The following is a 14,320-nucleotide window of genomic DNA, read 5'->3' as shown; positions in this document are numbered from 1 at the left end:
ATATGCGCGGTGGGTGCGGCGGCCTCGATCTCCTCGCGGGTGCGTTTGAGCACCGGCGTCTTGCGCTGCTTCTCGGCGTCGACCGCCGGCATCTGCATGGTCACCGGGTCGGTGACCGGAGTGGTCTTGACCAGGTCGACCACATCGCCGCCGCCGGGACGCTCATCGGCCAGGATCGGTTCGCCCAGGCCGATCTTCTGCTGGATCCGCTTCATCCAGGCCGGGGCCCACCAGCAGTCGTCGCCGAGCAGCTTCATGGTCGCCGGCACCAGCAGCATGCGCAGGATGGTGGCGTCGATGATGAGCGCCGCGATCATGCCGTAGGCGATGTACTGCATCATCACCAGATCGGAGAACGCGAACGCGCCCGTCACCACCAGCAGGATCAGCGCCGCGGCGGTGATGATGCGCCCGGTGTGCGCGGTACCGATCCGCACCGCCTCGGTGGTCGAGGCGCCCATCGCGCGGGCCTCGACCATGCGCGAGAGCAGGAACACCTCGTAGTCGGTGGACAGGCCGTAGATGATCGCGATGATCAGCACCAGAACCGGCGACATGATCGGCTGCGGCGTGAAGTTCAGCAACCCGGCACCGTGACCGTCGACGAAGATCCAGGTCAGGATGCCGAGGGTGGATCCGAGGCCCAGCGCGCTCATCAGCGCCGCCTTGATGGGCAGCACCAGGGAGCCGAACGTGAGGAACATCAGCACCGTGGTGACCAGCAGCACCAGGGCGATCATCAGCGGCATCCGGTCCAGCAGCGCGTCGATACTGTCGCCCTGCAGGGTCGGCTGGCCACCGACGTACATGGTCACGCCGTCGGGTACGTCGATCGCCCGCAGATACTCGACGGTCGGCCGGTAGTCCTCGGAATCGATCAGTGTCGCGCTGCTGCGGAAGACCCCGGAATGGGTCGAGGACTCCGACGGCACCGAGAACCCGGACGCGTCGGCCAGGCCCGGCGCCTTGTCGGCCTCACGCACCACCTTCGCGATGGCCCGGGTGTCCTCGCCGACGAACACCAGCTGGATCGGGTCGGATTGGCGCAGCGGGAAGGTCTTGTCGAAGTCCTCCTGCGCGACGCGGGTGTCGTTGTCCGGCGGCAGGTAGCGTTCGCTCATCCCGCCGAAGGCCAGGTTCTTCACCGGGATGATCAGCAGCAGGAGCAGTACGCAGATCGGGATGGCGATCTTGAGCGGATGCTGCATGACCCAGGTGGTGGCCCGGCCCCAGAAACTCGCCTCGACCTCCTCGGCGGATTTGGTCTTGCGGATCTGCTTGAAGCTGAGCATGTCCACCCGTTTGCCCAGCACACTCAGCATGGCGGGCAACAGGGTGATCGAAGCCAGGGCGGCCAGCGCGACGGTCGCGATGGTGCCGTAGGCCATGGATTTCAGGAAGCCCTGCGGGAACAGCAGCAGACCGCCGAGGCTTGCGATGATCATGGTCGCGGAGAAGACGACCGTACGTCCGGCCGTGGTCACCGAGCGGCGTACCGCGGCCGCGGTGTCGTAACCCTCCGCCAGTTCTTCGCGGAAGCGGCTCACGATGAACAGGCCGTAATCGATGGCCAGACCCAGGCCGATCATGGAGACGACCGCGCCGACGAACGAGTTCACCTCGGTGAACTTCGTCAGCATCATGATGATGCCGTTGGCGCTGATGATGGTGAGGCCACCGATGATCAGCGGCAGCGCCGCCGCGACCACACCGCCGAAGATGAAGAACAGCAGCACGCCCACGGCGGGAATGGCCAGGATCTCCATCCGGTGCTGATCGTGGGCCATGGTGTCGTTCAGGGTGCCCGCCACCGGTTGCAGACCCGCGACCTGCACATCGACGCCTTCGATATCGAAGACGTCCTTGACCGCGCGGTAGTTGCGCACCATATCGGTGTCGTTGTCGCCGACGATCGCGATGGAGGCGAAGGTCTTGGTCTTGTCCTGGGAGCCGAACACCGCGGGCTGGGCCTCGCCGGTCTCGGTCTTCCAGTAGGCGCCGTTCACCTTGGCGATCTGGTCGGGATGTTCCCGGGGTAGCCGGTTCAGGCTGTCGACGATCTTGTCGCGAAAGGCCGGATCGCTGTCGACGGTCTGGCCCTCGGGTGCGGTGTAGAGCACCAGCACATCGGCGTTGTGGTCGCGGCCGAACGCCTCGTCGGACAGTTCGGCGGCCTTCACCGATTCGGAGTTCGGATCGAACAGACCGCTGGAGCTCAGATGGTCGGCCAGGCCGAGACCGTAGGCCCCCAGGCCCAGCATCCCGGCGACGACAACTCCGATGACGGCGAATCGCAACCGATAGACCAGATCGCCCCAGCGGGTGAACACTTAAGCGACTCCTTGTGCGGGGCGAGAGGTGAGCAGCGCCGACAGCGGCCGGAACGGCTGCAGCCAGGCACCCTCGTCGGGCAGCGAGTCGAGGCTCACCCGCGGCAGCGGTTCACGGAAAACTCCCGGGATGTCCTCGAGGTCGACGAATTCGAGAGTATCGGATGTTACTGCCCAACTCGCGTGCTCGCGGAAGCCGAGCACCTGAACCGGGATGCCGTCGGAGGCGAGCTGCTCCAGCGGCTCCCGGAAGGCCTGACCATCGGCCGAGGCCACGATGATCCCGGCCAGGCCCGCGCCCCGGGTGCGCTGGGCGATATGGCTCAGCATGTCCGAATCGACGTCGGAGTCCTCATCGATCTTCGGTTTGGCGAAAACGGCGTAACCGACATTACGTAGCGCCTCGACCCACGGCCGGACCACATCCGCGGTACCGGGGGCGATATTGGTGAAAACGGTCGCCTCGGGCTCGAGCCGGTTCTTCTCGCCGACGGAGAGTTCGGCGGTACGGGCCAGCAGCCACCGGCCGAGCGCATCGAAACGAGGCCGATAGGCGGCGGTGGGCCGCCCGCCCAGAATGGCGCCCAGCCCCATGTCCAGATTCGGGGCGTCCCAGACCAGCAGGACCCGCCGCAGACCGTCCGTATCCGGCTCCACCGCCTCGTCGCCGGATTCGTGCAGACTCCCGGCAACCTCGTCGCCGGTCGGGGCCATCTCACTGACGCTCATCATTCGATCTTGCCCCATATGAACTCGTTGATCGCACTACCGGCGGTGTGTGCCTTGCTCTCGAATTTGGTGACCGGCCGCTCGAAACCGATCGGTGCGGATTCGCGTTGTGTGGTCCCGGCTCCCCCGACGGTCCCGTTCAACCCGATGAGCTGGGATTCGGCCGCGCCGACCTCGGCGATGTGCTCGGCGTACCCGGCGTGGTCGGTCGCCACGTGCAGGATTCCGCCGGGCCGCAGCCGGTCGGCGATGAGCGCGAAGGTGGCCGGTTGCAGCAGCCGGCGCTTGTGGTGACGCGCCTTGGGCCATGGGTCCGGGAAGAACACCCGCACGCCGGTCAGCGACCCGGGAGCAATCATGTTCTCCAGCACGTCCACGGCATCGCCGCGCAGCAGCCGGATATTGCCGATCTCCTCGCGTTCGATCCGCTGGACGAGCTGGGCCAGCCCGGGCTGATAGACCTCGATACCGATGAGGTTCAGATGTGGCTCGGCCAGCGCCATGGCGGCGGTCGCCGTCCCGGTACCGCACCCGATCTCGATGACCAGGGGGGCCGGGCGGCCGAACCACGCCTCGGCGTCGAGCGGTTCGTCGGCGACTTCGCGGCCGAGGACCGGCCAGCTGCGATCCCATGATTTCTGCGTGGTTGGGGGTGAGGGCGCCGCGCCGGGACCGGAAGCTGGTGACCCGGGGGTAGAGCCGGGAACCGGCATGCCGGCGCCGCCGGCCGCCCGTATCGCCGGAGGTTTCCGAGAGGGCGACCGGAACGGACTCGGAGCTGGGGTGCACGGCGTCGTTCACAGCCCTATTGTCCAGCATGGCCGGTTCCGGGCCGCAACGGACCGGTAGGGGGCTACCCGTTGGTAGCGCGGACTCGGTCCGCACCCGGCGCGTGGCGGCCCCGGTTCTGACAGAATGCGCACCGGAAAGAAGGGGGTGTGGCGCGTGTCGGCAGCCGAGTCGAACGGGTACATGCGGGAGGTCGGGGCCGGGGATCCACTGGACCGGCTGATCTCCACACTCCGGATGGGCGACGGTGCCGACGCGGGAATCGCGAACGGTATCGAGGCGGCGGTGCAGCGCTGGCGGACGCTGCCGCGCGCGCAGGTCGCCGGGCGCACCGGGGCCGGACGTACCACCGTGGCCCGCGCGCTCGGACTGCAGCAGGCCGTGGAGACCGCGCCCGTCGACGAACCGGGCTTCCCCGATCCGGTGCTCGACGCCGATATCGTCATATACGTCCTGGCCAGTACTCCCTCCCCGGGCGACCGGCGGCTGCTCGGTTCGCTGCGTCCGGAACGCACGATCCTGGTACTGAACAAGGCCGACGCGATCGGCACCGGCTGGGCGGACGCGGTGGGCGCGGCCCGGCAGTTCGGCCGGGAATTCCGGCTGCCGGCGTTCCCGATGGTCGGCTCCCTGGCCGCGCGGACCGTTTCCGGCGCTTTCCGGGAAACAGATCTGGCGCTGCTGCGCCGACTGGCACAGTCCGGTACAGCGGCGGTTTCCGCCGAGGCCTTCGTCTCTCCGGCCGTGGGCCCCGATACCGCCGCACGCGCGGAACTGCTCGAACGCTGGGATCTGTACGGGCTGGCCTGTGTGCTGGCCGCCCTGGAACGCGAACCGGATCTCACCCCGCAGACCGTTCTGCAGATCCTGCATACCGTCAGCGGGGTGGACCCGGTCGCGCGGCTGCTCGGCCAGCGCTACCAGCAGGCGATATCCCGGCGGGCGGGAATCCTGATCGACGAACTGACCCGGCTGGCGGCGCGTGCCGTACCGCACGGGCGTAGCCGGGCGCGGGCCCTCATCACCGAATACCTGGACACCGACGAGGCCCGATGGCTGGCGCTGTGCGGCGGTCTGGTCGACCCGGAGGTCGCCCATCTCGCCGCGGGCTACCCCCGGCCCGAGCCCGAGGACGCCGATGACGCGCTGGCCCGCGCCATCCGGTGGCGGGCGGTGGTGGCCGGAGATATGGCACCGGGTGCGCGTCGCGCGGCCATCCGGGTCCACAACGGATACGTCCGGATGTGGGAGCGGATGAGCAGTGTCGGACTCTGACCCGGAGCCGCGACCGCCGGACGTCTCCGGTCACGCGGACACCGCGGCGGCGCCTAACCTGCCCGACGCCGTGGCCGAGGTGGTGGCGCGCTGGAATCCGCAGGGTATGGCGTTGTTGCGCGCGATGCCGGGCTCCGGTGGCGCGGCCGAGGTCCGGCTCATCGGCGCCGACGACGCGAACACCGCCCTGCTGCGCACCGAACTGACCCGCATCGAACCCCGGATAGAGCTCAGCGCGCCCACGTCCGATCCGCGGGTGAGCGTCACACCGGGCAGCGTGGTGCTGCTGATCCTGGACGCCGGCGTGGTGATCGGCGCGGCGGAACTGGACACCGCGCGCCGGCTGTGCGCGGAGGGGGCCCGGGTGCTACTGGTCCTGAACGGCACCCATGCGCACAAGGACTGGCAGCTGGTCCGCGACCGCAGCGCCGAACTGCTGGCCGCCGCGGAGCTGGACTGCGAGATCGTCCCGGTCTCGGCCCGGCTGGCCATGGCCGCCCGGACCGCGGGCGATTCGACACTGCTCGACCGTTCCGGGCTGGCCGCGCTGCACACCCGGCTGGTCGCGCTCACCGCCGATACCGCGACCGCGGCCGCCCGCCGCGCGGCGGCCCTCGCCCAGGTCGTCGCCGGCACCCGGGAACGCATCGTGCAGGAGGAGGCGCAGCTGCGGTCGGGTACCGAGGTCGAGCTGCTACGGGGGGAGCGGGCCCGCCTGCTCGCCGATCGGGACGGCGGGCGCGCGGTGGCGGTATCCACCTTGCGCGCCCAGATCAATCTGGCCCGGGTCGATCTGCTCACCCAGGTCGGCTCCCGCGTGCGAGCCCTGCACGCCGAGGCACGGGCCGAATTGGACAACATGGATCGGGCGGGCCGGCGCGACTTCCCGGAGCGCCTGCGGCAGGCGGTCGCCCAGCTGACCGGGACGGTCGATCTGGATATCGCCGCCCGGCTGACCGAACTGCGGGCGCGGGCGGCGGCCGCGCATCCGGCGACCCTCCCGCCCGCGGCCGGGGCGCCCACACCGCGGTACGAGCCCGCGCCCACGCTCGGCCCGGATCCGCAAGTCCGGCGCGGGGGTGTCGAAGATCACCTGATGATCGTCCTGGGCGCCTCGGCCGGGGTCGGTCTGGGGCGGCTGATGGTGTCGCCGCTCGCGTTGGTGCCGGCATGGGACGCGGCGAGCGTGCCGGTGACCCTGCTGCTCGGTGCGGGCGCGGCCGCCTGGGTGGTGCGGGCGCGTCGCCAGCTCGCCGACCGCGATCATCTGCGGCACTGGGTGGCCGACGCGGTGGCGAATGTGAAAGCCCAGCTCGAGCAGCGAGCGGTGACCGCGCTGGTGGAGACCGAATCCGACCTCTCCGACGAAATGGTGCGGGCCGCGGCGGCCGGCATGGTGGAGGTGGACCGGCGGGTCGCCGAACTGGAGGCGGCTCTGCGCCGCGCCACCACCGGACAGCCCGGCCGACTCGCCGCGTGCGCCCGCGACCGGCAGATACTGGACCAGTGGACCCCGATTGCCGGAAAATAGTTTGTCCACCCCTATTGATCGGCAACCCGCTTCCATAGGGGGCGCAATACCGCGTTAACCTCTAGACAGGAACCTGGGCGTCCGCTTCGCGCCTCAGTACACTGCCTCGATCCGGCGGTGCACAGGGTGGACCGTTGCGGAAGCCTCACCCGCCAATGGTGGCGCTAGGTGTTTTCGCGCTGGTCACGGGCCCAAGGGCCAGGGCGGAGGCATCGGCGTCGCCCATTTCAGGAGAGTTTTCATGACCTCAGCGACCATTCCCGGTCTTCGTGGATCCGACGGCACCGCGCCGACCGAACACAGCGAACTGCTCGCCTGGGTTCAAGAGGTCGCCGAGCTGACTCAGCCGGAGCGAGTCGTCTGGGCGGACGGTTCCGACGCCGAATGGGACCGGCTCACCACTCAGCTGGTCGAGGCGGGCACCTTCCGCAAGCTCGACGAGAAGAAGAAGCCGAACTCGTTCCTGGCCTTATCCGATCCTTCCGACGTGGCCCGGGTCGAATCGCGCACCTTCATCTGTTCGAAGTCGGCCGACGACGCCGGCCCCACCAACAACTGGGTCGATCCCGCGGAGATGCGGGCCACCATGACCGAGCTCTACCGGGGCTCGATGAAGGGCCGCACCATGTACGTGGTGCCGTTCTGCATGGGTCCGCTGGGCGCCGAGGACCCCAAGCTGGGTGTGGAGATCACCGACTCGGAATATGTCGTGGTGTCCATGCGGGTGATGACCCGGATGGGCCGGGCCGCGCTGGACCTGCTGGGCACGGATCGGCCCTTCGTGAAGGCGTTGCACTCGGTCGGCGCACCGCTGGCCGAGGGGCAGGCCGATGTCCCGTGGCCGTGCAACGACACCAAGTACATCACCCACTTCCCCGAGGATCGCGAGATCTGGAGCTACGGTTCCGGCTACGGCGGGAACGCGCTGCTCGGCAAGAAGTGCTACTCGCTGCGGATCGCCTCGGCCATGGCCCACGACGAGGGCTGGCTGGCCGAGCACATGCTGATCCTCAAGCTGATCTCCCCGGAGAACAAGGCCTACTACATCGCGGCCGCCTTCCCCAGCGCCTGCGGTAAGACCAACCTCGCCATGATCCAGCCGACCGTGCCGGGCTGGCGCGCGGAAACCCTCGGCGACGATATCGCCTGGATGCGCTTCGGCAAGGACGGCCGCCTCTACGCGGTGAACCCGGAGTTCGGTTTCTTCGGTGTCGCGCCCGGCACCAACCGCTCCTCCAACCCCAACGCCATGGAGACGCTGGAGGCGGGCAATACCGTCTACACCAATGTCGCCCGCACCGACGACAACGACGTGTGGTGGGAAGGTCTGGAGGGCGAGCCCGATCACCTGATCGACTGGAAGGGCAACGACTGGTACCTGCGGGAGACCGAGACGCTCGCCGCGCACCCCAACTCCCGGTACTGCACCCCCATGTCGCAGTGCCCGACGCTGGCGCCCGAATGGGACGACCCGCAGGGTGTGCCGATCTCGGCGATCCTGTTCGGCGGTCGCCGCAAGACCACGGTCCCGCTGGTGACCGAATCCTTCGACTGGCAGCACGGCGTGTTCATGGGCGCCACGCTGTCGTCGGAGCAGACCGCGGCCGCCGAGGGCAAGGTCGGTACCGTACGCCGCGATCCCATGGCCATGCTGCCGTTCCTCGGTTACCACGTGGGCGACTACCTGGGGCACTGGATCAACCTCGGCAAGAACGCCGACGCGGCCAAACTGCCCAAGATCTTCTACGTGAACTGGTTCCGGCGCGGTGACGACGGCCGTTTCCTGTGGCCGGGCTTCGGTGAGAACTCCCGGGTGCTGGAGTGGATCGTCGGCCGTATCGAGGGTTCCGCCGAGGCCGAGAGCACCGCGATCGGTCAGGTGCCGACCGCCGCGCAGATGGACCTGGACGGCCTGGATGTGGAACCCGCCGACGTCGACGCGGCGCTCGCGGTGAACGTGGACGAATGGCGGGCGGAGATCCCGCTCATCGAGGAGTGGTTCGAGTTCGTCGGCGACAAGCTGCCCTCCGGCGTGCGTGACGAGTTCGAGGCGCTCAAACAGCGCGTGCAGTGAGTACGGCGGTCGTCCGGGTCCGGCCCGGGTGACCGTACCGATTCCTCTCGGCGACCCGCGGCGAACACTTGTTCGTCGCGGGTCGCGTCGTATCGCGGACGGTACCCGGAGTACGCCGGGCGGCGGCGGGCCCGGGACGCCCGGGTGTGCCTTACTCTGAAAGTGTCCTGGATCTCAGACCACGCATTCCCCGATTGGACGTCCCGATATCGCCCGATCGGCTCCCGCCGTCGTTATCCGTGGCCGAGCCGATCACCCCTGAGAGGTGGTTGGAATATGGCCGACGATTTCCCGACCCCCGCCGTTTCCGACGGTGTGCCGGTCAGTACGCCGCTGCGCCGGGTGGTGGCACGGTTGCGTGCGGTTCTTCCGGCCGGCTGGCGGGTCGACGTGGTCGTGAACGGAGATCCGGCCCACGGCGGGGCGCCTGTTCTCCGGGCGTTGCCGGCCACCGATTAGTTTGCTGTACGAATTTTCGCGCGGCCGAGACCGGCTGCCGTAGGTCTTCTTTCACCTGTCCGGCGTTTCTACGAGGCGGAAAGCGAGCGCTGTGGCAAACTTTCGGGTCCTACGGGTGTTGCGCTGTGCGCGAGGAGAACTCGTGGATTACGCCTCGGGGCCGGGCCGCCTGTGAGAGGTATTCGCAGGTAGCCGAAGCACCGAAACCCGACCTCCCGGTTCGTATTTCATCGAACGCACTATTGCGTTTTGTTGCTGGAAGGCGCATGCTGTTAGCCAGATATCAGCTCGCTCCATTCATCGAACCGAATACCCGCGATTGGGAGAGGCGTTCATGGCGGTGCAAGTGATCGGCCGGGCGTTGATGACCAGCGACCAGACCGACCATCAAGCGAAAAGCGTTGGCAGCGGCGGCTGGGTCGTCTCCTTCCTACCGGGACGGACCTTGACCACGGAGCAGGCGATGGCGGCCATGCAGGCCGCCGAGGCCGTGGCCGTGGTCGGTGGGCTGGCCGATCTCGTGGGGCTCACCACCCTCGAAACCGTCGGTCTGGCCATTCAGGAATCACCGTGGACCAGAGCCGAACCGGTGGTACGCAGCGGCTGGCGCGGCCGGATCGGCCGGAGCCGGGCGCAGGTGGCGCTATAACCCTCGGCCGGGTTTGCTCGCCACCACCACGAGATTGCTGACCAGTAGCTCCCGAACGCCGGGCACGCGCACCAGCCACCAGGCCCAGCGCGGGTGGTAACGGGGGAACAACGCGAAGACGTGCGCAGAGGTGCGCCGCGACCAGCGCACCCCGTCTGCCGCCCGGACCGCGAACAGCGAGGTACCGAAACGGTTCTTCGGCTCCTTGCCGTGCCGGCGCCGGTACCGGCGGGCGGCGTACTCACCGCCGAGATAATGCCAGGGGCCGGTCTCGTGGCCGCCGAAGGGCCCGAGCCACACCGTGTAGGACAGCACGATCATGCCGCCGGGCCGGGTGACCCGCACCATCTCGTCGGCCATCCGCCACGGATCCGGTACGTGCTCGGCGACATTGGACGAAAAGCAGATGTCCACCGCGTCGTCCCGGAACGGGAGCGCCATTCCGGAGCCGCGGACCGCCGCCGGGACCGCGATACCGGCGGCGTGCATCTCCGAGGGGTCGGGTTCCACCGGGATATAGCGGGCATCGGCGCGGGCGAATTCGTCGGCGAAGTAGCCGGGACCGCCACCGACGTCGAGAACGGTGGCGCCGGCGAGCTCGCGGCCGGTGAGGTCGGCATAGAAATCGGCGAGCAGCTGGACGCTGTCGGTGGCTATACCGCCGTAGAAACGCGCGGGGTCGGTCTGCTCGAAGCGGAAACTGTTCAGCAGGCGAAGCGACCGGCGTACCGAGGCCCGGCGCGCGAAGCGGAAGCGTTTCGGTGCCGACCGGGCCGGGGAACGGCCGGAAGCGGACCGGAGCGCGGTCTCGGTGTCGTTGCCCGTTTCGGGGGATATCCGGTCCACAGCTGATTCCTCGGCGTCGAGCACGATGCCGAGTCTCGCACATTGGGAAATATGACAGATTTCGCAGGCGGGAAACGCCGCCGCGGGGTCTTCGATACCGAATGGACACGCAGGTGGGCGACTTGCCGGACACGCTCGAGCGTTAAGGTGTACCGCGATGCCCATGTCCCGTGCCCGGGACCCGAGCCCACCGGAGAACCCCCACGTGCGCGAAGTACTTCTGCTCTGCTGGCGTGATACCGGTCATCCACAGGGCGGCGGTAGCGAGCGGTACCTGGAACAGGTCGGCGCGCAACTCGCCGCCCGCGGGGTGAAGGTGACGCTGCGTACCGCCCGCTATCGGGGTGCGCCCAAGCGGGAGCGGATCGACGGTATCGAGATCAGCCGGGGCGGCGGCCGGTTCTCGGTGTATCCGCGCGCGCTGGCCGCGATAGCTCTGGGCCGACTGGGGATCGGGCCGCTGCGCGATACGCGTCCCGAGGCCGTGATCGACACCCAGAACGGCATACCCTTCTTCGCCCGCCTCGTATCGGGGGTGCCCTCGGTGGTGCTGGTCCATCACGGGCACCGGGAGCAGTGGCCGGTGGCCGGCCGGTTGGTCGGCCGGATCGGGTGGTGGATCGAATCGGTCCTCTCACCCCGGGTGCACCGCGCCGACCAGTACCTCACCGTCTCGTTGCCCTCCGCCGAGGAGCTGGCGACGCTCGGGGTCGACCGGTCCCGGATCGCGGTGGTCCGCAACGGGGCGGAAGCGGTGCCCGCGCATGTGCCCACCGGGACGGCGGCGGTGCGCTCCCCCGAACCCCGGGTGGTGGTGCTGTCGCGGCTCGTTCCGCACAAGCAGATCGAGGACGCGCTCACCGCTGTCGCCCGGTTGCGGTCGCGGATTCCCGAGGTGCGGTTGGATGTGATCGGCGGCGGCTGGTGGGCGGACAGACTGCGGGATCAGGCCGCGGCCCTCGGTATCGCCGACGCGGTGACCTTCCACGGTCACGTCGCAGAGGACCGTAAGCACGAGCTGCTGTCCCGCGCGTGGGTGCACGTCCTGCCCTCGCGGAAAGAGGGCTGGGGCCTGGCGGTCATCGAGGCCGCCCAGCACGGTGTGCCGACCGTCGGCTACCGCTCCTCGCGTGGTCTCACCGATTCCATCGTCGACGGTGTGACCGGAGTGCTGGCCGATGATGTCGATCAGCTGGCGGTCACGGTCGGTGAACTACTGGATGACGCGGCCGCGCGCACGATCATGGGGGAGAAGGCCCGGGCCCGGGCGCGCGAGTTCTCCTGGGAGCACACCGCCTCGGGGGTGCACAGGGTTCTGGCAGCCGCCGCGGCGGGTCAGCGGGTCAGCGGCCTGATCTCACCGGGCGAGGACGTGGCCGCCGAGGCGCGCGCCGAAGTCCCGGCCGGCGCCTGAGGATACGCCGCTCGCGGCGCCACGGACCGGAGCTCAGCGCCCGATTCTGCGTATCACGAACCCGGCGGACCGGACGGCGAGCGGCGCCACCAGCAACAGCGCCCACAGAATATGCGCGGCCACCACCAGTGAGCGGTGTCCGGGCACGGGCCGCGGCCGGACGTCTGGCACCCGGTACAGGGCCAGGTCGCCGGTGTTGTGGACCGGTGTCAACTGCGCCAGCGTCGCCGCGGAATCCCCGAGCGGGCCGGGAGTGTCCCGTTCGACCAGCACCCAGCCGACACCGAGCTGTGCCAGTTCGTCCGCCGGCCCGCCGTCGAGCAGCAGGTTCTCCACGGTCTGGGCCCGGGCGCCCTCGCCGGTCACCGTCGCGCCGTGGACGGGCAGTGCCCCGGTCTGCAGCACGTCGCGGGGCAGCAGGCGCGGCGCCGGGTCCAGGACCGGGGCCGACCCGGTGTAGGGGAAGCGACGGAACATTCCGCCCGGCAGTACGGCGATATCGCCGGGGCCGTCGACCCGCTCGGCGATCTCGTGCCAGGAGTCCGGGTAATCGATCGCCCGTAACTGCCCGCCGACACCCCAGCCGAGGTCGAGCAGCGGCAGGGTCAGCACGCCGATGAACAGTGCGGCGAGCGCCGGTGACCAGCGGGCCGGGTCATCGTGGTGATCGGCGGGCTCCGGGCGCTCGGCGTCGCGGGTGTCCGCGGTGCCGGTGCGGCGGGTGGATCCGAGACATGCGGCGGCCGCGCAGAGCGCATAGCCGGGAGCGGCCAGCGCCACGTATTTCTGGGTGTCGCGCAGCAGTCCCGCGCCGGGGATTTCGACGACCAGCCATTCCATCACGGTGAGCCCCGCCGGGGTGGCCGCGAGCGCCGGGACCAGGACGGCCGCGCCGGCCAGGGCCAGCAGGATCCGGCGGGTGCGAGTGTGGTCGGGGTCCGCGTCGGCCGCCGCCACCCGCCGGAACCCGAGCAGTACCACCGCGAGCAGCAGGATCGTCGCGACGGCGGCCAGCGCGGTGGTACGCGATACCGGTACCGCCTCGGCGTTCCAGATACCGCCCAATCCCGCGAGGCTGCCCACCGTGGCGAGCCAGGGTTCGGCGCGGGCGGCGAAGGCGGTGACGCCCGCCGGGTCGGAGGGTTCGGCCGCGACGCCGGAGACGGCGGTGGCCACCAGCCACGGGGCGCAGGCCAGGAGTGCGAGCGCGATCACGCCGGGTGCGCGTCGCCGGCCGGCCACGGTCACGGCGACAACGGCGGCGAGCAGTGCGCCGGTGGGGGTCAGGCCCGCGGCCGCGAGGCAGCCGGCCAGGACCGACCAGTTCCGGAGGCGATCGAACCGGGCCGGGCCGGCGGCGGTACGCAGCCGCAGGGCCGCCAGGGCCGTCCAGGGCAGCGCGGCGTAGCCGGTGAGCAGGCTCCAGTGCCCCTGGAGGAGCCGCTCGGCGATATAGGGATTCCAGACGACGAGGGTGGTCGCCACCAGCTGCGCGGCGAGCGGGGCGGCGAGCAGTTCCCGGGCGAGGACCGCGCCGCCGTACCCGGCGGCCCAGAGCGCGGCCAGCAGGACGACCTTCACCAGCAACCCGCCGTCGATCAAAGGAGACAGTGCGGCGAGCAGGGCGTCCTGGGGTACGGCCCGTGGAGCGGCATCGCCCAGGCCCAGCGCGGCGTCGGTGGGATAGGAGCGCGGGGTGCTCACGGCGTCGCGGAACAGCAGGTATCCGGGCCGCAGCAGGGGCGCGGTGATCAGCAGGGTGAGCAGCAGGCTGTAACCGGCCGGGAGCAGACGCGTCCACCGGCCTGTTCGTTGCGCACTCACGGCCAGTCACCCTACGTTCGCCGGCCGCGGCGGGGCGGACCGGTATGGACCCGGGGCCGGGTGGGACACTTGCGCACGTGCAGTTCGTTCGCCGTCTCCCCGCCGTGGCGGACATGACCCTGGTGACCGCGGGGGCGATGACCGCGAATATCGCGAGCTATCTGCTGCAGCTGCTGGCCGGGCGCTGGCTCGGGGTGGCCGGGTACAGCGAATTCGCCAGCCTGCTCGCCGTCCAGCTGTTGTGCGCGGTGCCCGCGCTGGCCCTGCAGAACGTGGTGGCGCGCGAGCTCGTGCACGGCGCCGATATCGCCGCGCTGCGGGCGCTGCGCCGGCGGTGCGCGCTGCTGGTGGCCGTGGCGGTCGTGGTGCTGGTGCCGGTGGTGAGTGCGTTGCTCGAGGT

Annotated in this window: 10 protein-coding genes and 2 pseudogenes; 7 read left to right on the top strand and 5 right to left on the bottom strand. The window is 69.7% G+C overall.

Annotated elements, in window-relative coordinates:
• From ON38_RS24485 to trmB, 3 genes and pseudogenes are all read right to left on the bottom strand, one after another.
• A partial coding sequence (locus ON38_RS24485; protein ID WP_051165129.1) for an MMPL family transporter occupies positions 1 to 2,330 on the bottom strand: 2,330 nt, incomplete at its 3' end.
• Positions 2,331 to 3,059, bottom strand: a complete 729-nt coding sequence (locus ON38_RS24480; RefSeq protein WP_039827316.1) for an NYN domain-containing protein — start codon at positions 3,057 to 3,059, stop codon at positions 2,331 to 2,333.
• Positions 3,059 to 3,878, bottom strand: a pseudogene (gene trmB / locus ON38_RS24475) (tRNA (guanosine(46)-N7)-methyltransferase TrmB). The gene ON38_RS24480 and the pseudogene trmB overlap by 1 nt, the downstream one beginning before the upstream one ends.
• Before the next feature lie 126 nt (positions 3,879 to 4,004).
• Between trmB and ON38_RS24470 the strand changes: the two are divergent.
• The 5 genes from ON38_RS24470 (at position 4,005) to ON38_RS24450 (ending at position 9,836) form a co-directional block, all read left to right on the top strand.
• Positions 4,005 to 5,123: a GTPase domain-containing protein gene (locus tag ON38_RS24470; RefSeq protein WP_245564178.1), complete on the top strand. Its 1,119-nt coding sequence runs from the start codon at positions 4,005 to 4,007 to the stop codon at positions 5,121 to 5,123.
• Positions 5,110 to 6,654, top strand: coding sequence for a GTPase Era family protein (locus tag ON38_RS24465; protein ID WP_083873056.1), 1,545 nt, complete (start codon positions 5,110 to 5,112; stop codon positions 6,652 to 6,654). Before ON38_RS24470 ends, ON38_RS24465 begins: the two co-directional genes overlap by 14 nt.
• Before the next feature lie 241 nt (positions 6,655 to 6,895).
• A complete protein-coding gene (locus ON38_RS24460; RefSeq protein WP_039827315.1) occupies positions 6,896 to 8,728 on the top strand; it encodes a phosphoenolpyruvate carboxykinase (GTP) in 1,833 nt (610 codons plus the stop codon).
• Positions 8,729 to 9,004: 276 nt separating this feature from the next.
• On the top strand, positions 9,005 to 9,187 hold the full coding sequence (locus tag ON38_RS24455) for a hypothetical protein (RefSeq protein WP_039827314.1): 183 nt from the start codon (positions 9,005 to 9,007) through the stop codon (positions 9,185 to 9,187).
• 334 nt (positions 9,188 to 9,521) lie between these two features.
• Positions 9,522 to 9,836: a hypothetical protein gene (locus ON38_RS24450; protein ID WP_039827313.1), complete on the top strand. Its 315-nt coding sequence runs from the start codon at positions 9,522 to 9,524 to the stop codon at positions 9,834 to 9,836.
• On the opposite strand, the gene ON38_RS24445 is transcribed toward ON38_RS24450, so the two are convergent.
• Positions 9,831 to 10,547, bottom strand: a complete 717-nt coding sequence (locus ON38_RS24445; protein ID WP_245564179.1) for a class I SAM-dependent methyltransferase — start codon at positions 10,545 to 10,547, stop codon at positions 9,831 to 9,833. The two genes, ON38_RS24450 and ON38_RS24445, sit on opposite strands and share 6 nt — an antisense overlap.
• 340 nt (positions 10,548 to 10,887) lie before the next feature.
• Here ON38_RS24445 and ON38_RS24440 point away from each other — a divergent pair, with 340 nt between their 5' ends.
• A complete protein-coding gene (locus ON38_RS24440; RefSeq protein WP_051165128.1) occupies positions 10,888 to 12,096 on the top strand; it encodes a glycosyltransferase family 4 protein in 1,209 nt (402 codons plus the stop codon).
• 33 nt (positions 12,097 to 12,129) lie between these two features.
• On the opposite strand, the gene ON38_RS24435 is transcribed toward ON38_RS24440, so the two are convergent.
• A complete protein-coding gene (locus ON38_RS24435) occupies positions 12,130 to 13,920 on the bottom strand; it encodes an MmpA family trehalose lipid delivery protein (RefSeq protein ID WP_039827312.1) in 1,791 nt (596 codons plus the stop codon).
• A 137-nt stretch (positions 13,921 to 14,057) separates the two neighbouring features.
• On the opposite strand from ON38_RS24435, the pseudogene ON38_RS24430 reads away from it, so the two are divergent.
• Positions 14,058 to 14,320 (top strand): annotated as a pseudogene (locus tag ON38_RS24430) (polysaccharide biosynthesis protein); the annotation flags it as partial.

This window comes from Nocardia testacea NBRC 100365, from assembly GCF_000308775.1.
In the GTDB taxonomy this organism is placed as follows: domain Bacteria; phylum Actinomycetota; class Actinomycetes; order Mycobacteriales; family Mycobacteriaceae; genus Nocardia; species Nocardia testacea.
This window is presented reverse-complemented; position numbering and strand designations above follow the sequence as displayed.

Excerpts from the sequence above, each read along its gene's own strand:
- ON38_RS24460 (WP_039827315.1), top strand. The coding sequence starts at position 6,896 with ATGACCTCAGCGACCATTCCCGGTCTTCGTGGATCCGACGGCACCGCG.
- ON38_RS24455 (WP_039827314.1), top strand. The coding sequence starts at position 9,005 with ATGGCCGACGATTTCCCGACCCCCGCCGTTTCCGACGGTGTGCCGGTC.
- ON38_RS24450 (WP_039827313.1), top strand. The coding sequence starts at position 9,522 with ATGGCGGTGCAAGTGATCGGCCGGGCGTTGATGACCAGCGACCAGACC.
- ON38_RS24480 (WP_039827316.1), bottom strand. The coding sequence starts at position 3,059 with ATGAGCGTCAGTGAGATGGCCCCGACCGGCGACGAGGTTGCCGGGAGT.